Consider the following 22,316-nt stretch of genomic DNA (forward strand, 5'->3'; position numbering starts at 1 on the left):
CCGCGTTGTATCACGACGCGATGCGTTCTCTTGTCCGGAAGAATGCCTGGCTAACTCACAGGTGGGAAGGAAATTCATGATTCTCAGCGGGCCTAATAGCCTGTGGGACTGGCGGATCTAGTTTTTGGGCCAATCACCAACGAAACATTCGCGAATAATTGACTTTGCGGGCCCACCTGCATGTAATCTCTGGTCGTTAATAGCTGGTTGGCTAGGTGAAACGGGGAGAGATGGCGTTATCCAAGATTTTAGCGCCCATGCTTGCGGCTGCAGCCCTAGTCACGTCGTGCGCTGGTCCTCCCGCATCAAGTTCAAGCCAGAACGCGAATTCTTCAGACGGACCCCGGCCGGAGACATCAGTGAGCCTCAGCCCGCCCACACCAGCAGTTGTTCCACCGCGTATGATTTCCACGCCGGCGGCGGAGATATTCACTGTCGTCCAAGACTTCAGCGGCTCTGGCACCACATGGGACTTCAACGCGGATCAGCTGACAGTGGCCACGGAATCCGAACCGGATGGTCCCGACGTAAAACTCACGGTCACTTTCAGTGGCCACGCCACGGGGACCTTAACCTCGGCCCATCATCAGTTCAGCGTCGACACTCCGCTGAATGTGACTCCCTATTGGGATAAAGACTCGGCAGTCTGCAAATTCGCCCTTACGCCCGGAAAAGGGTCACTCGCGGCGCTGGGTATCGGTTCGGCGACCAAGCCTGAACAGTGGGTTGACTATAGCAGGCTCCCATACTGCGGTCTCAACTGGAAGGGATTCGACATAAAGGGTCCAAACAAGGAGACCATGACCAAAGCCACGGTTGATATGAAGGGGTCAAAAACCGAAACGTACACCGTACCGGCGGCTACCGCTGAAGCTGTTGCACAGAGTTTCGTCGCGCCGGATGGTTGGATGTTTAACTACTACGATACAAAGGGCATCTGCGGCACTCTTAGCTTTGGAATGGGACGAATAGTCCATGCCTCAACGCAGGTTTGCTGACCAGGAACCCAAAAGCTAATCCCATCGCGGTCTTGCGTTAGAAGGTTTGCGCGGTTCACTTCACCATCCCTCTGGCAGCCAGCGGTCCCGGACAAGCCCCTTACTTCCTTTCGGCTCTCGAAAGGGGGACATGAACCCTCAGGCAGGAGTTGCTCGATTCTCCGAATGCAGGCAGCGCTGTTCCCCTTCCCCTTCAGATAGGTCAGCGTGAGCTCAGTCGAAGCGAAGAGAGAGCAGCATTCTGGCGACTGACTTCTGATCGGGTGAGTTCAGCCATGCTTCAGCTTCGTCGAGCGTGTCGAAGTAACGGACTGAGCTCCAGTCAGCCACGGCGGTGTGACCCAGCGGTGTCTTGATCATGTGTGGAGATGGGCCTCCGAGGGCGGTCACGGAAGTCGGAGGAGTGGAGGTGTCCGCGAGCCGGGTTATGGCCGCGACTCGCTTCGTCCATCCCTGCACGGCCGGTTGCCCGGTGGTCAGCTTTGCCTCCTTTGAGTCGATGGCAAAGGCCTGGATCTGGAGGTTGCACGTCGTGCATGGCCGGGCGGAAGTCTGCAGACTTGCCGTGGAGTTCAACAGAACTTGGACAGCGTGCGTCGGCATGGACGCCTGGGGGGCCGGGGAGAAATCGAGAGGGAAGGAAAGCGTCGCCAGGGTCTCCCCGCGTTCGTCCGTCACTTCAAACTGATGGTCCTGATACTTGGAGGCGACCGTCCATTCTGGTTTGGTCCTGAAGGTGAACGGGACCCTGTCTGCTGTCCCGGCGTACTGCAGATCCGGAGTTCGTCCGGAAAATGTACGTGCTAAACCGAATTCGCCGACGTCCATGGCGTCAATGAACTCTTTTGCGTAGGCAAGCGCTTGCTCGCTCTTGGGGAGTGCGCCGTGGTTACAGGGGGCGCCGGTGAAGTTCAGAGCAAATGCCCATGAAGACATGCCACTCGCGGCCCTGCCGGAGGCCACTTCATCGAGATAGGAGTTGACATTGGCGAAGTCGAAGAATCCCAATTGAAGTGCCATAGCGTTCAGTTGCGAGGTGGTGCGCTGGCATACCACCCTCTTCTCGCCGAGGTAGCTGCCGCGTGGGCTTGCGCCGGCTGCTGACCCTGGGTAACCGAGTGCAGAGCCGGTTGGAACTATGCTGTCCCCAACATCAAGCACTGCAGCGTTGTTGAGTTTGAGGCCGAAGAAGGTGACTGTCACCTCCACTTGCCCGGCCACCGTGGCGATCCGTTGTCCCGGCTGAACGTAGGGGACAGGCGCGCAGGGGTCAGGATGGGGAAAGGCCAGACACTTGGACGCCGGAGAATCGTTCGGCGGCGTCGCGATTTTGGTCCATTCCGGAACGATGCTCCCGTGGAAACTCGGAATGGCTCGTGAAATTAATTCTTGGACAGTGGCAAGGGCGCCGTAAAAGGGTGTCCCCTGGTGGGGCGTGCCCAGTGTGACGATCCCAGCAAGAGACTCGGATTTTCCATCTTGTGCCAGATAGGTTGTCGCGGCGCGGCTCACCAGGCCACCCATGGAGTGAGCGACGATGGCAACCTGCCCCGCGCCTTGAGCGGCTTGGTTGGCCTCGGAGAGGTGTTCAATGAACTGTGCGAGACAACCGCTAATTTTCTCTTCGGCCCCCCACGTCGTGTTTGCCCAGCCGTAGTCAAAGGCGAAGACCTGGTATTTATCACCAAGGGCTGTGGTGAGCATGGGGACGGTGTCTCGCTCGGCGGTCGCTCCATTGCCTGTCCAGCCATGCACGTAGATGACGGGAATTGCTCGAACTTGGGTGGCTGCATCACCGGACTGTCTGGGGCATTCCCTCGCCGCCGGCGCCGCTTGAGCAGGCGTGGATATAAGCAGACCAGCGAGGGCAACAGTGAGGGCAACCAGGGCGTGGATTATCCGTTTCACTGGGCGGGCTCCTCGTATGCGACAACTAGCTGACCGCTGTTCGGTCTGACCAAACCTACGCGCCAGGATTGTCCTGAGGAATCCTTGGCAGTGAGCTCCCACGCTGGCCCATCGCCCAACCGGGTAAGTGTCGACATGTCGAATTTGATGGCCATCGCCTTCAGCTGGGCGAGGGTTTCAGGTGCCACAGTTCCATCCGTGGGTTCGCCCATAAGCTGAAGGACCGCTGCCGCGTCGCCGGACGCAATACTGGCTTCTATCGCCTGGAGCTCTGCTTCAGCAGGGGGTGAGGCAGTACTGCTCGGACTAGACGTGGGGTTGGCTGTTGGTTCAGTTCCGGTCTGAGCTTCTGGTTTCGGCCAGAAGGCCCAGACCCCAACAGCAACCAACGCAGCCGCTACAAGGAGAACTACTACCAAGCGTTGCCATTTTCCCATCATGTCCCCGCTCATGAAATGAAATTTCTGGTCTGACTATATGCGGTTCGGGACGTTGTAGTACCTAGTAGCGGCGGATGCAATGAAGATTACGAAGCCGTTCCTTAATTTGCCGTATGCGAGCTGTCGGGACCGCTGCTTGTGCCTATGCTGCATGGGTGACTGGGACGACCCGACCTGAAGAGCCTTTGAAAATCGTAGACATTCTAAGCCCGAGCTAGGGCATAGTGCTCCTTTACGCTAGGCCTAGATGCCTCTTGGAGATGTTATGAAAAATTCACGAAGCAATTTCCTCCTCATGTATACTCTCGTGCTCGCCTCGCTGTGCCTTAGCTCGTGTTCAACAAGCACGGGGTCAAGACCACCGGAGTCTTCTTCAGCTCCTTCCTTCGAGGCTACTTACTCTTCAACACCCGGAACTGAGTCGGCGGTAGCACCAAGCCTTGAGCAGGCTACATCTCCGCAAGGAGCCCCAAAGCCTACTGAGGCTGCATTGACTGCTGGAGATGCCCGCGCGGACTATCTTTCCTTCGTGGCGGACGTGAAGAAGGAAGCTGCGCAATACTCGGCCGATTTAGGCAAACCCAAGGCCTCGTTCCAGGAATACTTTAGGAACTCTTACACGCACTTCAAGCGAGGCATGGCCGATGAGGACATCCAGTATGTCATCAACATCTACGTGCCGGTATTCGGTTTGCACCCCGAGGTTGAGGTCAACGTTGATGAGACAGCGGTCCGCGTCAACGGTAACGAAGGGAAAATCAGTAGCAACGGCATCGTTTACGTCGAGCACGGCAAGGAACTCGGACGCCAAGGCGCCAGCACTTATACGCTCGCGTACGAAAACAACCACTGGGTCATCAGCGACATTCCGCGGTCAAGCTGACTGGCAAGATCACCTATAACGCTGCCAGGTGGCCAACCACGGCGGCGTTAGGTGGTCTGTGGTCTCTCCACCATTACCAATAAGGGGCGCGCTGAGTGAACCGTTTGATTTTAGCTGCGCCCGGGAGGAAGGGGCGGGCCTTCGCTGCTGTCCCCTCTACGCGTCAGCAGAACAATGTGCTACATCGTGTGCCACAAGATTGGCTGTGTCCTCGGGTCAGCGTTCGTCTCAGCCAACGACGGTTTCCAGATCCGGGCGCTTCCAGTGCCTACAGCTCCCGCAGCGGGCGCATTTCTTTGTCCTTGAACTTCTCGGGACGCTCGCGCGGGTTGGACTCGGCGTCGAGGAACAGCCGGTAGTAGACGGTGCTGGGCCGGCCAGCGACACCGCTGACGGTTCCGGCACGGTAGACGTGTTCGGTCCAGCCGAGGCCGAGGATGGCCTGGACCCAGGCGTCGCATTCTCCGGACGGCAGGGAGGTGCGGTTTCCCATGAGCCGGTGGTGGCCAGCGATAGAGATGGTGATGCAGCGCTGGCCGACCAGGGACGGGTCTTCAGCGAACCAGTCCAGGTCTGAGGTGTCAGCGACGATTGTCAGGTCTACTTTGGAGTCCGTCAGGGTCCGCACCGGCCCGAATCGGGGGAGCTCACGTCGTGACTCGTGCTGGTTTCCAGCGTGCGACTGGCCCTCCGGACCCAGGACCTTCTTCCGAAAATCGGCCAGCTCTTTGCGGTACTTGTCCTGGATTTGTACAGTCAGTGCATTAATTTCCACCCGGACAACTTACCCGGATCAGCCCGCGGCGGTACTCAGCCTCGGCTTAGTCCTCCAGGTGGAACTCGACCCGGTACCTCATGAACCTGATGTTGGAAGCCACAGAAAGGGCCCTGCGGATCTTCTTGTCGTCGTCCAAGGCAATGATGAGCCCTTCGACCCCCTGGCCAGGTTCCAGCATGGTGTCCTGGACAAAGCCCATGTATCGCTGAATCTGGCCCACCACGGCGTCACTGGCCCTACCGCGTTTGAGCTCGATGACGAGGATACGCTTGCCGTCCTTGCTGACTGCCAGGATGTCCATGGGGCCGGTGTCAGTGGGATACTGCTGGCCGGCGATCACCCCGTCCTCTTGGTAGATGTCGTAGTCGCGGCCCAGGACTGTGCGGTGCCAGTTGTGCACGAGGAAGTCTTCGAGCTGCTTCTCCATCTGGAACGCGAGTTGTTCCTCCACTTCGGAGGCAATGACGGTCTCCAGGGCAAGCGCGGAGTCGGTGACACGCGTCAGCCGCGCCAACTCGGTAGCATGGGAGGCCAGTTCGAGAACAGTCATCTGGTTGCGTGCTGACGAAGCTAGCTCTGGGCTCAGATCATCCCGGCTGAAGGAGTCCCTCCAGTCGACCTGGCGTCGGTGCGGGAGAGCCGTTCCCGGATGATACTCGTAGCCGGAAGTCACCACGCCGAACTGGTACGTCTTGTCCGGCTTGGGGGCCAGAACCACATCCCCTTCTTGGATGCCCTCGCAGGCTGTCCACAGCCTGCCCAGGGCCGAGCCAGCACCCATCGTCGACGTCCCAGGAAACCGCTCTCGATACACGCCGTTCAGTGCGTCTCGGAACGCCTTGGCGCCCGCGCCGAGATACGGTCCGATGTCATAGTCGCCGATGTAGTCGACACCGAGGCATCCCGCATCGATCATTTCCTGCGCGTTGATGCCACCTTTGCCCTGACGGACAAGCCAGTACGACGTCACTCTTCTCCCAGCCAACGGCCCTGCTGTGGGCTGTCTCTTTCGGTTCGAATTTACAGCACACCTTGGGTAGGGATTACGGAGGCCCTCAGGCTGCTACCAGCTCGTCGCGGAGGTTGCGGAACATCCGGTACCGACCTCGGCGCTGACACCGAACTCACGGTTGTGTCGTGCAAGGACGGCAGACGAGGTTATCACCGGCAATGACTTGCGGCTTTGTTACGCGCCGTTCAGTACTCCGCCCTGGGCGACTGCAGGAACCATCCTCGGGGAAGCCCCCACTGCCACCGGCGGCCGAACTACCGATAAGCCGTCTGGACGTCAATTCTCTTGGCCGGAGCGGTATCTCCGCTGGCGACCGCGACCTGCCAATAGCCACCGGCTTTCACCGGCGGGTAGAGCGCATAGTGCCTAAGATCGTCCTTCCACAGCTCTGGCTCACCGACCCGCCAGACACCTGCTGAGGGGCCGAAGCAGGACCCGGCCCAGTACGGGTATCCGGGGATGCCTTGAGGTCCTGCACCCGTGGCTCTCACGCAGACTGTTCCATCAACCAGTTCCACGCGAACGGGACTGCTCTGGTCCGGTGCGCCGGTGTTTTGCCTGAAACCAAGGCTGTCACCCAGCTGCATGTTCTTGAGCAGCGTGGTGAGGGTTTTCCCGTCCGGCGTGACGCCTAGGCACAGGAAATCGTGCGCCGCCGAGGGACTCTGAAAGCACGGGTCGAAGATCCCCGGCCAGTAGCAGCGGAAGCCATCCTTGCGGGGAGCGATCTCGGAACCAATACAGCCGGATCCGGAATTGTTGGATGCCCCGTCGAACGTTTTGTTGACGGCCTTCAGGGTGCCGTCCTTCCATGGGTCCAGGGTCACGAAGCGCGTAGCGCCATCCATGGTGCCGCTGGCGGGCGCCGTCGACGCGGTGATGGTCGCTTCGAAGTACGCCCCGCCCGTGAACTCGTTGTAGATGCCCATGGCAGAGGCCGCCAGAAACTGCGGGCCAGCGGTGATGATCGCCAGCAGTATTTGGGCCGCTGGGGAGAGCTTGATGGCTGTGCCGACACATCCAAAGAAGGACTTGACGATGCCGCCGGCATACGCGACGGTAAGCGGTTTGCCTGCGTCTGCGGTGTCAACAATGTTCTGCATGCACCCGGCCTTGGCGAGGTCGTCGAGTGCTTGGGCCTTCACGAAGCTTCCAAGGGCGGTGTCGAAGACCTTGGACAGGATCGACATGAGCAGCATCACCGGGTACTGCTTGAAGCCGATCCGCACAGACCCGGGTGTTCCATCGAACGTGTACTGGGCGTCCGCGCCGGGCATCATGATGCTCTGGTGGTTCTTGATGAAACCCGCGTTCTGGGCCAATGCGACGGAAAAGGCCGTCGCCGCCGAAATCTCGACCTTGTTGGACGCAGCGGCGGCAGGCAACGTCGTACTGATGAACGGGATGGGGGAGTTGGGTGAGGCCGTAACGGTCAGTGAGCCGTTCGACTCGCCCACACACAGCCAGGCCTGCGCCGGGGAGACTGCCTTGTAGGTAGCGCCGGCGATCGTAACCGGCTTGTCCACGCAGTCCGGTTTCGGGAACTTGACGCCAAAGCCTTGGTCTATGATTTCGCCGACTTTTTTCATCACGGCGCCAAGGTCGAGCTGCACGGGCCACACCCAGGACAGGTGGGGCACCTGGGCGGTGAGCGTTCCGGCGGCTGGGTCCAGGACGGCCTGGACGAGATCAGGCTCCGAAGCGCCTTCGGACTGGATCATCATGGCGACCGTCTGTGCGGTGTCTGTCTGGTCCCAGGATGCGAGCCGGCTCTTGTCCACCGGCACGGTCACGGTGAGCGGTTTTGATGGCTGCAGCCCGTCCCCGAGTTTGATCTTGAAGGCTTTGGCAAGAAGTTGCAGGCTGTCACCGTCGGTGCCTGTCGGGTTGCGGTCTTCAAAGGTTGCCTCGACCTTTGTTCCGGCAGGGGCAGCGCCGGCGGGAACAACGATATGGACACCGGCTATGGTCAGGTCGGCACCGTTGTCGCCGACCACGCTCTCCGACGGTGGAGACCCCTTTTGGGTGAACAGGTCACAGGACGTCAGGGCCAGGGCCATGACCACTAAAGCTGCCAGCAGCGGGATGGCCCGCACCCTACGAAACACCCGCATCCGATACCCCGCTTCGACGGCCGTGGCTACAGCATACGGACGCCTACCAATCTCCGGGTCAAGGTCGCTGAATATGACGGCGAAGAGCTTTCACGATGACGCCGCACACTGACGGGACACCGCTGCACCCCGCCATGGTCCGTGAGTCCCTGGATCACGTGGCAGCCAGGACCGGCCATGCAGACGGGAACGCACTGGTCTCCGAGCTCCGCGAAGTGTTCCGGGAGACGGGGCAGACGTCTGGTCAGATGATGAGGCCAGAGTGGCTGCCACGCCAGGGTGGCCACTCCGTGGCGACGTGTACAAGGTCTGAGGCGATCCAGGCTCACTGCGTTGATCACTCCGCACGTTGTGACGGACGCGATTTGGACGCCTCCCACCAGCTTGCCCCATGCGCGGGTAGCGTGAATGTTCCCGCCGCACACATGAAGGAACATGAACATCACCCGCTCCGCCGCCACCAAGGTCTTCACCACCCTTCTGGGATTGCTCATCGTCGTATGCTGCCTCGCGGGCTGCAGCGCCGCTAACCAGGTCGGCTCCAAGGTCGCCGACGCGGTGCACAGCGCAGCTGCGGAGGCCTCCAAGGCTCCCGCTGCCGCAGGATCAGCGAACCCTGCTGAGACTTCGTCCGCTACAGCCCAGCTGGCCACGATCCCGATCAAGGGCAAGGCCCCCAAGACCGGTTACAGCCGCGACCAGTTCGGTGCCGCATGGTCCGATGTTGACCACAACGGTTGCGATACTCGTAACGACATCCTCCGCCGCGACCTCACCGGGGTGACGGCCAAACCGGGCACCAAGGACTGCGTCGTTGCTTCCGGCACCCTGGCCGACAAGTACACCGGCAAGTCCATCAACTTCACCCGTGGTACGAACTCCGCTAATGTCCAGATCGACCACATCATCCCCCTCAGCCTGGCCTGGCAGACCGGTGCACAGCAGATCAGCGCCGAACAACGCCTCCAGCTCGCCAATGACCCGCTCAACCTCATGGCAGCTGACGGCCCCACCAACCAGCAGAAGAGCGACAGCTCGGCCGATGCCTGGCTGCCGCCGAACAAGGCTTTCCGCTGCGAATACGTCTCGCGCCAGACTGCGGTGAAGGTCAAGTACAAGCTGTGGATGACCCAGCCCGAGCACGACGCGATCGCCAACATCCTCGCCGCATGCAAGTAGTCGCTTTCATTGCCGCTTACAGGCGCATCGCCGAACTTCTTCTCGACGGCCTCATCGTCCTCACCGCCCCGGTTCGGCAGTCCCTTGCCGTCTGGGTGCCGATGCTGGCGCTATATGGCGTGCGCTCCGAAGGCAGGCAGCTCTCTAAACCCGCTAGAAACACGCAGAGGCGACCCGGTGCATTCCACCGGGCCGCTTCGTTGTGGGTATGTCAGCTCAGCCGGACTGACGTGGCGTTAGCCGGAACGTACACGTAACGGGACACCTCGTAAGGCGTCTTCCACCATTGCCACCAGGACTTCTGGGAGCACCAGACCGTGCCGGCAAACGTGACATACCGGCTGCCATACGGCAACGCTATCCACGCATTGTTGCCGCCCTGAGCCGGAACCGAGGTGATGCCCGGGACGGCCCCGAACTGGATGGAATGCACGTTGCCGCCATTCCGGCAAAGGCTGTTGCTGAATGACACATTTACCATGTGCCCGTAAGCTGCGTCGGCTGGCACGGCAGCGACAGTGCCGCCTGCAACTGCTGCGGCGACGGCCGCCGCAGCAAGCCAACGCTTGGGTTTTCGGAGAGCTGACATTCCACCATATGTGTCCCCTTCATAACTGCAGACGTCACTAGTTGTGTCGTCTTGCAGGATAAATAGAACCAGGGGTAAAGGCAGCCGACAATAATACTTCTCGTGACACTAGTGTCATTTTCTCTTCAATATCTTGTGTCACCGCTGTCATAGCCTCGCGCGCTGCTTCTCCGTGTGTCCTGTGATTGTCAGCCCTGCCCGGTAGCCTTCTGCCTCAACTGCACCCCCAGCCAGTTGCTGGTTGCGAAAAGGGTTACGACGTGACCAACTATAGCCATCCTGAGGCTTTTCCGCCGCCGACCAGCCAGTTCTACCGGGCGCCTTTTGAGGTCCCGACCAAACTCCCGGCGCAGGCTACAAAGGCGAAGTCAGCGTTGGGGATTTCCGAGGCGTGGCCTCCATCGGTGTTGGGTTCTGGGCAGAAAAGACCTATGAGTTCGCTGCGTCAAGGTTTGAGTCAACCTACGGGTTTTGGTCTCTTGGAGTCAACGCTCAAGGCAGCGATGCCACGGTTTCCATCACTTGTCGTATCTTCCTCGATGGGAAAGAAATTTCCACGCAGACTTCGACGGGCGCCTATTCCATAGTCATGTCAAATGCCGGCGGATAATGAAACCTGCATGCCAAGTACTCGAGAAAACCCCACAGCCGCCCCTGTGGACGGGACTGACTTACTGCGTGGTCTGGCGCCGGGTGCTACTCGGGCTTTTCCTTTGACAAGGCGATGATCCAGTCAGGGGTGACGTCGCCTATGAGCTTGTCCAAGGTTATCCGCGCCTTGGCAGCGGCGATCTGGACTTTACGGTCCTGAGGGCTCACGGATGCAGGGCGGCGGGACGGCGCGATTGAGTCCGCGTCTGATTGAGCATGCCTACGGTGAGTTACCGGTTGTCCCATGGCCCTCGTCGACCTCCTACCTGCGTGAGTCGTCATTGCTGTCATCTCCATTCTCGCGCCCGGCCACCGGGTCGGCCACCCTTGTGAGCTGCACCTCGACGCCATCTGTCACGGTTACTCCGTCGGCGGCTTCGGCCGAACGTGCCCTATCGGCTGCTTCCAGCGCGTCCTCGGTCCCTATTTTCAGCAGGACTCCGTCCTCCGGTGTGGCCAGCTTACTGCTGCCGAGGAAGTTGATCGCCTGCTGCCCCATTTCGGCCCGCTTGGGCTCATCTGACATCGAGGCGTCAAGGGCCCATTGCGCGCGGCGCCACCATTCCGCCCGGTTGTCTGCGCGTCCCTTCTGCCACAGGGTGGAACCCGCAATGAGGGCGGCGATGTTTGCAGCGATCAGGGGTGCGAACGCGGCCCAGACCTCCCAGTCGGCCGCGGGGGCCTTGTGGACGAAGACATCAATCGGGCTCGGACTGGGCGTGGGCTTCACCGAACCAGCCTAAGCGGCTGTGATGACTGCAGAGGGACCCCGGCCGCGAGTCGGATACTGCATCAAGTTGATTCTCGGGCGCCTCCGCTTCACGGATTTCATCAAGCACCTCGTCCTGGCTGTGCGCCAGCCTGATCGCCTAGATCCGGGAGATTGACATCTCGGCAATTTTTCGCCAGAGCATACGCTTGGTCCGGTCAGCCTTGATCTGCGTTGCGTAAGTGCGTGCAACTGCAGCTGAGGTGGGGAAGCCGGGGGAGTTCGGGTTCTTCAACGGCCGCGGATCCAGGGGCACGGGACCAAGCCGTGCCGGCGTGAGAGACCATGACTCGTATGACATGCCCGCGGGGCACGGAACTCAGTTCGGATTCCCCTCTCAAAGCCCTGTCTGCCTGCATAGCAGCCGACCCCGGTGCGCGGTTCGCCATTTCTCTGGACCGCCTCGCGTACGCCAATGATAACCACCGGCTCGGATCGGACTTGGTGCGCACTTTCGTGCGAAACGTTGATCGGACCACACTGACGGGGCAACTGGCTCACGACGTCGCGACCCTCCAAGCCGGTATGCGAGTCCTGACAGGCCGGGCCGAGGTCCTCGGAAGGCGCTACGGCGAACTGGCCGTCGCTGTGCGTGAGCGCGGAGGAACGCTGTTCGATTTCGAGAGCGACGCATGGGCGCGAGAAATTACCGCAAGGATCGGACTGGCTGACGCTGAGCTCGCATGCCGGATCGCCGAGCGGTCGGCTGCTTGGCGAGAAGACACTGTGGTCTCCGGAGGCTGAGATGCACCGCGGAAGCTATTGGAAACGCAGCGACATGAATAGCCTGGAAACTGCTGCATGGTCCGCTGACTGCAGCCAGGCTTGCGCCTGGTAAGTGTCGAATGTAATGTGCACCGCTTGAAGTTGGGGGAGTGTCTCAGCATTGACCGTGCGCGTTGTTGAGAGCCCCAGCGCATTGAGGACGGATGCAGAATCCCCGGAAACAACGGCTTCCTGAAGTACTTGGAGTTCCTCTTGTGTGGGAGGTTGAGCGGTCGGTGGCACCGACGGTTCCTGCGATTGCGCCGCTGGCTGCTCCACTGCCCTCGTGAACCCCCTAGCACCGCGACAAGAATGACAGTCGTCACCAGGACACCAACCGCACCCACTACCAACGCAATCCGGCGTCGCATCTTCCATCCTTCAGATTGAGTGGCGGGGCTTATCCCGGCTGCTTACTGATAAATCGTGCACTGAGCGATCCTGTGCGCGCCTGTTTCTTACGGACCCTTGTGAGAAACCTAAGTGCAGTTATTAGGCGAGTAGAGCCTATTGCCGGGCCATAGTGAATAGTTTGTTACTTCCTGAATACAGGGTCGCCGAGTCGTTGCCGCTGAATTCGACCTGGAAGGTTGCCTGGTTGGGTGGCTGGGAAACGACAAGGGAGTACCGGCCTTTGCTGTCCTTCTTGTCGGACAGCGAGCAGGTCATGCCTCCACCTATGTCCAGCGGTTTGCCACCGGAGTAGTACATGCCCTTGCAGCGACCGTCCGGCATGACGACCTTCATGGCAGTGCCGTCATCGGCCTTCCAATTTCCTGTGAGGCTTGGCGGTGATCCGGCGCAGCTGCACAGCAGGGCTGACACAATGCCGGAAACGAGCAGACTCGTGATTGCCCGGCCGAGCGTGATTCGTCCCATTTTGCTCCAATATTTCGTCTTAATGAGGGTGACAAAGCCGATGCTATTGAACGCGCTCTCCGTAATGGGATAAGTATCAGTCCTCGTGAAGAAGTGTCATCCGAAATGTGGACAATCAACACAGGAAAGGTGAGAGCACACTCTTCTACTTGGGAGTAACGAATTGGAACGCTGACACTGGTTGAATCGGCAGCCAGCAGGGCACATAGGGGGCATCTTATGGTTACGGGCGCTGTTTTAGCAGGAATCATTGACGATCACGAGACGACTATGATCGGCCTGGTGGGCGCAATAAATCGCTACTCCGACCTGGGCGACCCGCCAGTGAAGTTGGTCAGGATGGCGCCGACAGTAGACGACTTCATCGATGCCGACCGTGGCGTTTGCCAGGTGGTTGCCTTGGACATGCAGCTCGCTGACGGCTCGGCGCCGGCGGAGAACACGGCCAGACTCGTGTCCGCGGGGTACAAGGTGCTGGTCTTCAGCGCAGGCAACGACGTGCGGCACCTGCAGCAGGCACTGGCCAATGGAGCCAAAGGCATATCGCTCAAAGTGGAGCCTGTAACGGTCACGGTCGACAAGCTACGCAGGGTAGCGGCAGGGGAGACGATCCCCAGTCTCGACCTCGCAGCCGCAATTGACGCTGATACGGAATTCGTTGAAGCGAATCTCTCTGACCGGGAAGCGGAGTGCCTTGCCCTGTACGCGACGGGTTACGCCCTCACCCAGGTAGCGACTCAGATGAACGTCCAAGAGAGCACTGTCAAGAAGTACGTTGACCGAATCAGGGAGAAGTACGAACAGGTCGGCCGACCAGCGGGAACCAAAATCGACCTTCTGAAGCGGGCGGTCGAGGACGGCCTGTTGCCACCCATAGTGCCCTTGAAGAAAGACAGGACGGGGCAGTGAAACTCATGGTCCCGGTGCCGTCCGGTGTTTCTGCGAGGGAAACGCACAGGCTCATGGGCCGAGGCATTTCAGCCTTCGCCCTGCTGCTGGTGTTGCAGGCTTCCGGATCCATCGCAACCCAGGCTGGTTTCGCTGCGCCGTGGTGGGACGCGGCTTTCCTCTGGCTGTTCCTGGGTGCACTTTTGTGTTTCATGGCCGCAGCAGTGCGAGGACGCGGATTGCTCTGGACGAGTGCCCTTCTGGCCTTCCTGGTTCTTGCCGGACTGGTGCTGTGGCCTATGGCGGTTCCTCCGGAGGTGCCCGAAGACATCGGAACCCCGTGGTTGTGGGCGATGATCAATGTGGGTGCGGCTTGGAGCGCGTTTGCCTTCGGCACCGTCACAGGCTGTGTCTACACCGTCGTCATTGGCGGGGTTTTCGCCGCAATCCGGACTCTGCCCCAGGGCGGGTCAGCTTCCTTGTCAATCGCCATCCAAGACGCGTCGTTCGCAACGGTTCTGGGGGTCATCATCTGTCTCACCATCGGGATCATGCGACAAGCTGCGGAGCGGGTGGATACCGCAGCCGATGAGGCAATCGACCGTTACCGGGAAGCTGCAGCCGAAACGGCCCTCAGTAACGAACGGACCCGCGTCGACGGACTGCTCCACGATAGCGTCATGAGCGCCTTGCTGACTGCTGGCCGGTCCGGCTCTAACGCCGAACGTTCATCGAGCGCGAAACTGGCAGGCAGCGCCCTTCTAAGACTCGCGGAGCACGGCAGCGACCACGCGGAAGCGCCTACGGCCACGGTGAGGGAACTGGCCGCCCGCATACGCTTTACCGTCCAAGGGAGCTCTTCTCCAGCGGTCAGTGTGAACTGTGAGGCCCCGGCACACTTGGTGGTCCCGGGGGATGTTGTCAGGGCGTTCTTCGAGGCCAGCGCGGAGGCGGTATCCAATGCTGTGAGGCACTCCTGCGCGACGCGTTGTGAGGTGCGTGTTACCGGTCAGGAGCACGATGGTGCTGCCAAGGTGTCCGTGACCGTCAAAGACAACGGGATTGGATTCCGGCCGGAACTTGTTTCCGACCGTCGTCTCGGCATCAAGGTCTCCATTGCGGGTCGCATGAGGACCATTGGGGGCACGGCGGCCCTCAGGTCGCAACCGGGCAGAGGAACAGAAGTAGCGTTGAGTTGGTCAGGGGACGCCGGATGATCCGGGCCATTTCAATCCGGTTCATGATCATTCTGTGCTGTGCCTTCGCCGTACTGCACGTCGTCTTGGGAATCGCCAACCTCGATATGGTGTCCTCGATCTGGCCGCCCATTGCCGCAATGGGTATCTATCTCGGCGTCACCGTCCTCGTGCTCTGGCCTGGACCCGGAAGGCTCAGTTCTCCAGTGGCGTTCCTGGCCCTGCTGGCCGTCGTAACCATGACGGTTCTCGTCAACAGTGTCCTTCCACGCACCACGTGGCCGGGCTACGCCTCCTGGCACATGGCCGCGACCTACACCCTCCTTGTTGTCGTCAATCTGCGCGGGCGGGTGGCCTTGTCCTGGTGTGGAGCCGTGCTGTCACTGGTGCTCACGACATGGTGGGCTTCGGGAACGTCACTGGGCATTGTCGGTGGGCTGATGATGAACATCGCTACCGTGGGCTGGCTGACCATCGCAACCCTGATCGGCAGACTCCTCGGAACTAACGACCGGCAGGTAGATGACTACAGCGCCGACGCCGTGGCAGCGGCAGACTGGTACGCCGCAGAACGCGCATTGAACGTCTCCCGGACGCAATGGATCCATCACGTCCAAGAACTTGCTGGCCAGGCCCTGACCCGGATTGCAGACCCGGACTATGAGCTCACTGACGCTGACCGCCAAGAATTCCTGTTGATCGAGGCACGGTTTAGAGATGAAATCCGCGGACGTGTCCTGGCGACCGAGGAAGTGCTGGAGGCAGCCCGGCGGGCCCGTGAACGGGGTGTCACCGTCCGCTTGCTCGATGACCGGAGACAAGACCTCGCGCCTCGTGTGTTGGCGGCGGTCTCCGAGAAAGTCGTAAGCATACTCAACCAGGCCAGAGGCGGAACGGTGACGGCAAGGGCACGGCCAAGTGGGGGAAACGCGGCTGTCACGATCCTTGCTTCACGTGAAGGCGAGGCGGCGCCCACTCTCGTCGAAGTCCCGGATTCGAGAGCCCAGTAGCTCTTTGGGACCCTAAAACCGTCGCAATTGTCCACGCTTCTGCGGACACTTTGCTTCGAGCCCGGAAACAACGGCGGCGAAGCAACGTAGGCCACCTAACATCCAAACATCAACAGCGCCGGTCAACGTCGCTAGGGGTACATCAGCCGAACGGTCCGGTCGATGTTTTGGACGAGGGAGCCAGTTCGATGGGCATAACTTTCTATAACCCGCTCAGCATCATGGAGCCAGGAGAGCCCGTGTCGTTTGCCTATGCCAGCATTACCGAAGAGCTGACGATCGCGTGGGACGGGCTGGACGGACACATCAATGGCCCTTTCCATGCCACCGGTGCCGACGTCCAGATCCTCGACCCCTCAACGAACAGATTCCGGCAGCTTGCGGCCATCAGCGATGTGCGCATCGAGTGCTACATGAGCGAATCTCGTCTGGCTATGGTTTGCCGGAAATATGACAAGGGCGGCGGTTGGATTGGCGGTGCAGGCGCCCTGGTGCTCAACGCCGGCAGCAAAATCATCGCTGCGAACCGGAGCCGGGGTAAAGCGCTGGCAGGACACCTTCGCTATCCATGGCTCGACAAAGTTCTCTTCCACCAGCGCCAAGGCTTCTTCGACTCTGAGGTCCTGCGGCTGATCTATTACTCCGAGGGAGCGACCATGTACTTGGAGTTGACCCTGGAGAACGCCTACAACAGTGGGGCCATTGCTTACGAAATTACGCAACGGACGCTTGCCTACCGCAGGGCCGACAGGATGCCGGTCTCCGCAGAGGACTTACAGGCACTGGACCTGCTGAAAACGCAAGGTCCCGTCATGCCCGCTGACAAGGGGTCAATGGCCAAGTACACCATTCCTGCCTGTTGCCCCGCCGGCACCGGCGCCCAGTATTCCCCGTCGGCACCTCCGTCCGCGCTCCACGGCCAACTGCAACCCCCTGGCACCTACTAGTCCTGCCGAAAGGTTCCCATGAACACGAAGAAGATTGTTTCCGCCATAGGAATGATCCTGTTGGCAGCCGGAATTTTCAAGGCCTCCATCCTCGGCTACTACCCGCGAGAAGTTCCAATCGTCATCTCGATCCTTGTAGCGGGTTTGGTCTGCTTCGTCGTGGGACGGAAATTGCCCACCAGCAGGCCCTGACCCTGACCAACGCACATCCATCAGGAGATCCCGTGAACGCTTTTCAACGCACACCTTCCCGTTCCGCGCTCGTCTTGCTCCTGGCCCTGGGCGCATCCGGGACATTGGCCGGTTGCTCGGATCCCGGGGCCATCACCTGCGACGAATACGCAGCCCAGCCCTACAGCGAGCGAAAGAAGACTGAAAAAGCTCTCCTGGAAGCCCACAACCTGGAAACCCTCAACCTCAACAACACTCTGGGCCTGCAGACCGCACTCAGCAACTTCTGCGGCGTCTATGGATTCCAAGGAATGGACAAGGCTCGTTCGAACGGCAGCAAGCCCATCGACACGGCAGTCAATTGGGCATCCAACAAGTGGTGACACGCTCCTTATCCATTGCTCGACCCAACTAGAGAAAGAGTGTCCGATGTCAGATCAAGACCTCACAAAGGCAATTAATGAAGCTGTCCGTCCACCGAAGCCGCGCCCTCGGTACGCACTGGGCACCTTCTGGCTCATCATCGGTGTTGCTGTTCTAATAGCCGCCTTCGCATCCAGGATTCCAGGCCACCAAAACGGGTTCTGGGCGGGACCACTGATGATTGGCTACGCCATCTACCTCTACCGGGGAGGCCGCTACGGGTTCTTCATCTTCTAGACAGGGAAGCCGGGCATCAGATGAGCGGCTCCGCGGATCTGGCATCGGGACGGGTACAGGCTGAGGCCATGGCTCCAACGCAGGTTTGTTCGACAAAATCAAGGAATGGAAGACATGAGCGCAATCGAGGAAAAGATCGAAGCAACGAAGTTCAACATCACGACTACCAAGTCGTTTGATGCGATTCGGAAGCTGGGTCAGGAGGCGGCGGCCGCCGCTTCCGGCAGCATCACGAAGGTACAAGAAACCGGCATCACTGAGAATGAGCTGATCCAGTACAACATCAAGAGGCTGGGGATGGTCGAAGTGTTGAACTTCGGTCTGGTTTTCATGAATTTGAGTGATGGCCAGAACAACTTGCTGCTCGTACCAGGAAACTATTTAACGAGCCAGGCCACGTTTCTCTTCATTCCCATCGGCCCCAAAGATGCTGCCGGCTACCCGCCGCTGAAGAAGTTTTCGGATCATATCCAAGCCGCGCTTTCCTGAAGTGGATAAGCCCGTCAAGGACGCCGAAGCTGCGGGCGGACGCCGACATTGGGCGCCGGTCTTTGACCACGCGTGGGCAGCAAGCTGGTGGCGATCACCGGGTATGCAGATGAATTCTGGACGCCCTTGGGCGCAAATGGGTAGACAAGTCAGGTGGGCCCGCGATGCTGCCCGGAATCATGCGACTGACGGTAGGGTGAGCCGCATGCACAGTTTTCTGGCTCGTGTCGGCAGTGTTGTGATCCTCGCTCTCTTCTCCGCTGTTGCGCTTCAGAGCGGTAACCCCGCAGCGGCGAGCCCGGAAGTGAGTGATACCTATGAGGGCTCCGGCACGTTCACCTCCGTTGCTCACGACCCCGCCACGGGACTCCTCTACGCTGCCGATCTGAACGGGGACACCGTCTCAGTCTTCCGGAACGGGGTATTGACGACGAAGGTCGTCGTCGGACAGTCCCCAGCCGCCATGGCAGTGGATCCACGCACGCATTCGGTGTATGTGGTCAATTCTGCAAGCGACTCGGTCTCGGTCATCAATGGCACGACGGTGACGGCCACTATTCCCGTGGAATACCAACCGATGGATGTAGCGGTGGACCCGGCCACCGGCAAGGTCTACGTGGCCAACGGGCTCACAGGGGTCACTGTCATTGAGGGCACTAGGGTAACGGCCACGATTCCCAGTGACGGCGGCTATATATGGTCGGTCGCCGTGGACACCTCCACTCACACCGTCTACGCGGCCAACTACTCCAACAGCAAAGTCTCTGTCATAAACAACGGAGTGGTCACTCAAACCATCACCACCAAGAGCGGCGGTCCACTATCGATCGCAGTGGATTCAACAACTCACGACGTCTATGTTCCGAGGGTGTTCGCCGGGACCATCTCGGTCATCAACGGAGTTAAAGTAGTGCGGACCATCGAGTTCGAGCAGTACATGGACTTTCCTCGATACGTGGCTGTCGACTCGACCACGCACGCCCTGTACGTGACACACATCGGGGTCAATACGGTCTCGGTCATTCACGGCAGCGCCACGACGCAGACGCTCTATGTCACAGAGCCAGGAACGCCGGAGATTGATTCAGCAACCCACGCGGTCTACGTGCCTTCGCGGAAGGGATCAGTATCGGTCATCCGGGATCCATCCAACCGGGACTTCACGTCCGACGGTCGCACGGATGTGCTGGCCACAGACGCCAGCGGGGCACTCTGGCTCTACCCGACATCCGGCGCCGGGGGCTGGCTCCCGCCTGGCCGAGTAGACCAGGGATGGAACTCCATGACTTCTATCGTGGCTGGCGGCGACTTCAATTCCGATGGCCATGCTGACGTGTTGGCAAGCGACGGCGGCGGGGCATTGTGGCTCTACCCTGGGAACGGGGCCGGCGGCTGGCTTTCCAGGGTTCAGGTCGGGCAGGGCTGGCAATCGTTGACGGCCTTAGTCGGCCCAGGGGACTTCAACGGTGACGGCTTCCCCGACATTTTGGCCCGAGACCAAGTCGGGGCGCTTTGGCTCTACCCCGGGAACGGGGCCACCGGCTGGCTTGCCAGGGTTCAGGTCGGGCAGGGCTGGAACGTCATGACGACAATTCTTGGCGGCGGGGACTTCACCGAAGACGGGAAACCCGATGTGCTGGCTCGGGACGCACACGGCGTGCTGTGGCTTTACCCAGGAGACGGGGCAGGCGGCTGGTACCCGCCGGCGCAGACTGGGCAGGGATGGAACGTCATGACTGCCATCATCGCCCCCGGAGACTTCAACGGAGACGGTAGAGCCGACCTGCTCGCGCGGGACACTGCAGGGATCCTGTGGTTGTATCCGCGCGCCAGCACCAGCGGGTGGATGCCACGTGTCCAGGTCGGACAGGGCTGGAATGTCATGAACGCCCTTGTCTGAGCCAGTTCAGAGCACCAGGACAACGGACCCCGGAGGACTCTCCTCCGGAGAGTTATGACAAACCTTGGCCTAGGTGCTTCGCCATTGGCCGAAGTTCATGCAGGGGGTGAGTAATACCTGGACGCAGACTTGGCTTAGTTTCAATTCATTTAAGGGGTTCGGATGACCTATGTATTCAAAGGCGGTCTTGAGAGGCCGGGGAAAATGACGAGGATACTAGGCCCCTGGGTGCTACTGTCCCTGAATGAATCACACATTGAATTTCAGATGAGATTTCGTTGGCTCGCCCGTCTTGCCGGACCGTGGCGGATCGAACGGTCCGCCATTCGCAGGGTGTATCTGGGTCGCCTGAACGTCTTGACGCCCGCGCAGGTGAACTTTTTGGCAGAAGAAAACATGCCCTGGACGTTTCTTGCCCGAACACCACAAGCCGTTCTCGATGCCGCGGAAAAGCTTGGCTATCCAGTTCGTCCTGAGGCCCCTGACTCAACGGCATGAACCATGATCCGTGCGGCGCCCTGCGGCTCAAACCAAGCGCCGCTGAACCGGGCCTCACCCATGGTAAGGCCGGCCAGAGTGCTGGATAAGGAGTTGCGAGCCTTCCTGCAAACGGCACTTGGCGTCTGGGAAGGCCCCGCCAGAGCTTCTGACACTTTCGCGCGCCGGCAGGGTTTTGAGGACGCAGCTGCCTTCACCACGTGGCGGCGGGCGCTCATGGTGCAGCTGGAAGCCGACGCCGACTTATCCCCGACTGAGACGGGACGGATGCTCCCTATCGCGCGGATCGCCGTCTTCGACGATTACTACGGGGCAGGCTGGGAGTGGGCCCTTGTCACCCCCTACAGCCAGGACGAAGCTGAGAAACTGCTGCAGCAGGCAGAGGCGCAGGTGTAGGCGTTCGGAACCAAAAGCACAGGAAAGCCCACCGATGGGGGACCGGCGGGCTTTCAGTTCCACGCTATGTCCCACTCGTTCCACCATCAACTGGATTCGCTCTCAGCAGCTAGGGCAGAACAACCGACTGCCTCTGGACCCAGCTCGGTGTCGCCACCTCGATGCCGCAAATGTGGTCGCCGCTCCCGGTAGGATCGGGCCATGGTGTCCCAGCGCGCAATCTTCGTCGATGCAGGTTTCCTTCTCGCTATCGGGGGCACCCAGGTGGTGGGAACCTCGCTTCGATCGGCGTTCCGTGTCGACTATCAGAAGCTCATTGAAGGCATCCTCAATTGCACTGAGGCCCATTCAGGCATCGATGTGCTCCGCACTTACTGGTACGACGCCTCCAAGGACGCCCTTTTCACCGACCAGCACAAACAGATCGGCCTGTTGCCAGGCGTAAAAGTCCGCCTCGGACGGATCTCCTTCAACGGTGAACAGAAAGGCGTTGACCTGAAACTGGGCCTGGACCTGGTCGGGGTGGCCCGCAACCGGGCTGCCTCCGTCGCCTATCTGGTCTCCGGCGACGATGACCTTGCCGAAGCGGTCGAGGAAGCCCAGGACCTGGGCATGAAAGTTGTCCTGGTTGGCGTCGCCGACACCGGACACAGGCTCGGGGTGATGTCGGTCGCCGAGCACCTGGCGCTTCGGGTGGACAGCATCATCACGTTGCCGGCGGCACTGATTGAGGCGTGTTTCACTCGCATCGTCCAGGAAGCCCCCCGCCCGGCTGCGGCTCTGCCTGCCGTGGCTCCGGCGCACATTCCGAGGCCGGTGCCGAAACCAGGGATTCCCATGGGGAAGCCTTCGTCACCGTCCCGGCCCTCGCCCCACCCCGGGGTCCGCTACCAAACGTCAGAACCGTCCCTGGTGTACAGCTCCGGCGGAAGCGGGACAACAATCGTTCCCGAAGAAAGCCCCATGGACGTCGCCCAGGAAGTCGGGGAAAGCGTCGCCGCCAGCTGGTACGGGTCCATAACCCAAGGCGAACTGAACGAGCTCCTTGCGGACCGGCCCATACTGCCAGTGGAAATAGACCGCGTGCTCCTGAAGGACTGCGCCCAAAGGATCGGCGAATACAAGACCGACCTCCAGGGCGTGCGGAAAGCCCTGCGCTTGGCATTCTGGCAGAAACTGGACACTCTCATCTGATT

At 60.3% G+C, this 22,316-nt stretch carries 24 protein-coding genes; 16 read left to right on the forward strand and 8 right to left on the reverse strand.

The features are described from left to right. Positions 1–359 precede the first annotated feature (359 nt). A complete protein-coding gene (locus QN084_RS15650) occupies positions 360–998 on the forward strand; it encodes a hypothetical protein (protein WP_139126796.1) in 639 nt (212 codons plus the stop codon). A 213-nt stretch (positions 999–1,211) separates the two neighbouring features. On the opposite strand, the gene QN084_RS15655 is transcribed toward QN084_RS15650, so the two are convergent. Beyond that, the gene (locus QN084_RS15655; protein WP_069695383.1) at positions 1,212–2,906 is read right to left on the reverse strand and encodes an alpha/beta fold hydrolase; all 1,695 of its coding nucleotides are present in this window, start codon (positions 2,904–2,906) and stop codon (positions 1,212–1,214) included. Between the two features lie 930 nt (positions 2,907–3,836). Here QN084_RS15655 and QN084_RS15660 point away from each other — a divergent pair. Then, complete coding sequence (locus QN084_RS15660; RefSeq protein ID WP_069695385.1) at positions 3,837–4,229, forward strand: hypothetical protein; 393 nt, start codon at positions 3,837–3,839, stop codon at positions 4,227–4,229. Between the two features lie 268 nt (positions 4,230–4,497). On the opposite strand, the gene QN084_RS15665 is transcribed toward QN084_RS15660, so the two are convergent. The 3 genes from QN084_RS15665 to QN084_RS15675 form a co-directional block, all read right to left on the reverse strand. After that, complete coding sequence (locus QN084_RS15665; protein ID WP_069695386.1) at positions 4,498–5,004, reverse strand: hypothetical protein; 507 nt, start codon at positions 5,002–5,004, stop codon at positions 4,498–4,500. A 46-nt stretch (positions 5,005–5,050) separates the two neighbouring features. Further along, positions 5,051–5,977 (reverse strand): endonuclease NucS domain-containing protein, encoded by a 927-nt coding sequence (locus QN084_RS15670; protein ID WP_069695387.1) that lies wholly within the window; start codon positions 5,975–5,977, stop codon positions 5,051–5,053. A gap of 296 nt (positions 5,978–6,273) precedes the next feature. Beyond that, positions 6,274–8,127, reverse strand: a complete 1,854-nt coding sequence (locus QN084_RS15675) for a hypothetical protein (protein ID WP_139126797.1) — start codon at positions 8,125–8,127, stop codon at positions 6,274–6,276. Between the two features lie 441 nt (positions 8,128–8,568). Here QN084_RS15675 and QN084_RS15680 point away from each other — a divergent pair, with 441 nt between their 5' ends. Then, complete coding sequence (locus tag QN084_RS15680; RefSeq protein ID WP_069695389.1) at positions 8,569–9,312, forward strand: HNH endonuclease family protein; 744 nt, start codon at positions 8,569–8,571, stop codon at positions 9,310–9,312. A gap of 211 nt (positions 9,313–9,523) precedes the next feature. Here QN084_RS15680 and QN084_RS15685 read toward each other — a convergent pair whose 3' ends face one another. The 3 genes from QN084_RS15685 to QN084_RS15695 all read right to left on the reverse strand — a co-directional run bounded on the left by QN084_RS15685 (position 9,524) and on the right by QN084_RS15695 (position 11,282). Then, positions 9,524–9,901: a hypothetical protein gene (locus QN084_RS15685; protein WP_069695390.1), complete on the reverse strand. Its 378-nt coding sequence runs from the start codon at positions 9,899–9,901 to the stop codon at positions 9,524–9,526. 696 nt (positions 9,902–10,597) lie between these two features. Continuing rightward, positions 10,598–10,720 (reverse strand): hypothetical protein, encoded by a 123-nt coding sequence (locus QN084_RS15690; protein ID WP_259362853.1) that lies wholly within the window; start codon positions 10,718–10,720, stop codon positions 10,598–10,600. A 94-nt stretch (positions 10,721–10,814) separates the two neighbouring features. After that, positions 10,815–11,282 (reverse strand): hypothetical protein, encoded by a 468-nt coding sequence (locus tag QN084_RS15695; RefSeq protein ID WP_069695392.1) that lies wholly within the window; start codon positions 11,280–11,282, stop codon positions 10,815–10,817. Between the two features lie 495 nt (positions 11,283–11,777). On the opposite strand from QN084_RS15695, the gene QN084_RS15700 reads away from it, so the two are divergent. Continuing rightward, complete coding sequence (locus tag QN084_RS15700; protein ID WP_259362854.1) at positions 11,778–12,065, forward strand: hypothetical protein; 288 nt, start codon at positions 11,778–11,780, stop codon at positions 12,063–12,065. Positions 12,066–12,593: 528 nt separating this feature from the next. Here the strand turns inward: QN084_RS15700 and QN084_RS15705 are convergent. Continuing rightward, complete coding sequence (locus QN084_RS15705; protein ID WP_069695394.1) at positions 12,594–12,965, reverse strand: hypothetical protein; 372 nt, start codon at positions 12,963–12,965, stop codon at positions 12,594–12,596. Positions 12,966–13,247: 282 nt separating this feature from the next. On the opposite strand from QN084_RS15705, the gene QN084_RS15710 reads away from it, so the two are divergent. The 12 genes from QN084_RS15710 (at position 13,248) to QN084_RS15765 (ending at position 22,314) form a co-directional block, all read left to right on the forward strand. Beyond that, positions 13,248–13,874, forward strand: a complete 627-nt coding sequence (locus QN084_RS15710; RefSeq protein ID WP_168529751.1) for a helix-turn-helix transcriptional regulator — start codon at positions 13,248–13,250, stop codon at positions 13,872–13,874. Positions 13,875–13,879: 5 nt separating this feature from the next. Beyond that, positions 13,880–15,070: a sensor histidine kinase gene (locus QN084_RS15715; protein ID WP_259363009.1), complete on the forward strand. Its 1,191-nt coding sequence runs from the start codon at positions 13,880–13,882 to the stop codon at positions 15,068–15,070. A 23-nt stretch (positions 15,071–15,093) separates the two neighbouring features. Continuing rightward, positions 15,094–16,059 (forward strand): DUF8320 family protein, encoded by a 966-nt coding sequence (locus tag QN084_RS15720; protein ID WP_139126798.1) that lies wholly within the window; start codon positions 15,094–15,096, stop codon positions 16,057–16,059. A gap of 188 nt (positions 16,060–16,247) precedes the next feature. Further along, on the forward strand, positions 16,248–17,006 hold the full coding sequence (locus tag QN084_RS15725; protein WP_139128004.1) for a hypothetical protein: 759 nt from the start codon (positions 16,248–16,250) through the stop codon (positions 17,004–17,006). 18 nt (positions 17,007–17,024) lie between these two features. After that, complete coding sequence (locus QN084_RS15730; protein WP_168529749.1) at positions 17,025–17,198, forward strand: hypothetical protein; 174 nt, start codon at positions 17,025–17,027, stop codon at positions 17,196–17,198. A 32-nt stretch (positions 17,199–17,230) separates the two neighbouring features. Next, positions 17,231–17,560, forward strand: coding sequence for a hypothetical protein (locus QN084_RS15735; RefSeq protein WP_069695399.1), 330 nt, complete (start codon positions 17,231–17,233; stop codon positions 17,558–17,560). A gap of 46 nt (positions 17,561–17,606) precedes the next feature. Further along, positions 17,607–17,837 carry a hypothetical protein gene (locus tag QN084_RS15740; protein ID WP_069695400.1) on the forward strand — a complete coding sequence of 77 codons (231 nt, stop codon included), beginning with the start codon at positions 17,607–17,609 and terminating at the stop codon, positions 17,835–17,837. 114 nt (positions 17,838–17,951) lie between these two features. Further along, positions 17,952–18,326: a hypothetical protein gene (locus QN084_RS15745; RefSeq protein ID WP_069695401.1), complete on the forward strand. Its 375-nt coding sequence runs from the start codon at positions 17,952–17,954 to the stop codon at positions 18,324–18,326. Between the two features lie 205 nt (positions 18,327–18,531). Continuing rightward, positions 18,532–20,226: an FG-GAP-like repeat-containing protein gene (locus QN084_RS15750; RefSeq protein ID WP_069695402.1), complete on the forward strand. Its 1,695-nt coding sequence runs from the start codon at positions 18,532–18,534 to the stop codon at positions 20,224–20,226. 162 nt (positions 20,227–20,388) lie between these two features. Next, entirely contained in the window at positions 20,389–20,724 is a 336-nt protein-coding gene (locus tag QN084_RS15755; protein WP_139126802.1) for a hypothetical protein, read from the forward strand. 78 nt (positions 20,725–20,802) lie between these two features. Further along, positions 20,803–21,120 carry a hypothetical protein gene (locus QN084_RS15760; protein ID WP_139126803.1) on the forward strand — a complete coding sequence of 106 codons (318 nt, stop codon included), beginning with the start codon at positions 20,803–20,805 and terminating at the stop codon, positions 21,118–21,120. 201 nt (positions 21,121–21,321) lie between these two features. After that, positions 21,322–22,314, forward strand: coding sequence for an NYN domain-containing protein (locus QN084_RS15765; protein ID WP_069695404.1), 993 nt, complete (start codon positions 21,322–21,324; stop codon positions 22,312–22,314). Positions 22,315–22,316: the final 2 nt, after the last annotated feature.

Origin of the sequence: Paenarthrobacter sp. R1 (assembly GCF_030264015.1) — a bacterium.
Lineage (GTDB): Bacteria > Actinomycetota > Actinomycetes > Actinomycetales > Micrococcaceae > Arthrobacter > Arthrobacter ureafaciens.

Coding starts and splice junctions, on each gene's coding strand:
- QN084_RS15680 (WP_069695389.1), top strand. CDS start 8,569: ATGAACATCACCCGCTCCGCCGCCACCAAGGTCTTCACCACCCTTCTG.
- QN084_RS15685 (WP_069695390.1), bottom strand. CDS start 9,901: ATGTCAGCTCTCCGAAAACCCAAGCGTTGGCTTGCTGCGGCGGCCGTC.
- QN084_RS15705 (WP_069695394.1), bottom strand. CDS start 12,965: ATGGGACGAATCACGCTCGGCCGGGCAATCACGAGTCTGCTCGTTTCC.
- QN084_RS15715 (WP_259363009.1), top strand. CDS start 13,880: ATGGTCCCGGTGCCGTCCGGTGTTTCTGCGAGGGAAACGCACAGGCTC.
- QN084_RS15720 (WP_139126798.1), top strand. CDS start 15,094: ATGATCATTCTGTGCTGTGCCTTCGCCGTACTGCACGTCGTCTTGGGA.
- QN084_RS15725 (WP_139128004.1), top strand. CDS start 16,248: ATGGGCATAACTTTCTATAACCCGCTCAGCATCATGGAGCCAGGAGAG.
- QN084_RS15730 (WP_168529749.1), top strand. CDS start 17,025: ATGAACACGAAGAAGATTGTTTCCGCCATAGGAATGATCCTGTTGGCA.
- QN084_RS15740 (WP_069695400.1), top strand. CDS start 17,607: ATGTCAGATCAAGACCTCACAAAGGCAATTAATGAAGCTGTCCGTCCA.
- QN084_RS15745 (WP_069695401.1), top strand. CDS start 17,952: ATGAGCGCAATCGAGGAAAAGATCGAAGCAACGAAGTTCAACATCACG.
- QN084_RS15750 (WP_069695402.1), top strand. CDS start 18,532: ATGCACAGTTTTCTGGCTCGTGTCGGCAGTGTTGTGATCCTCGCTCTC.
- QN084_RS15755 (WP_139126802.1), top strand. CDS start 20,389: ATGACCTATGTATTCAAAGGCGGTCTTGAGAGGCCGGGGAAAATGACG.
- QN084_RS15765 (WP_069695404.1), top strand. CDS start 21,322: ATGGTGTCCCAGCGCGCAATCTTCGTCGATGCAGGTTTCCTTCTCGCT.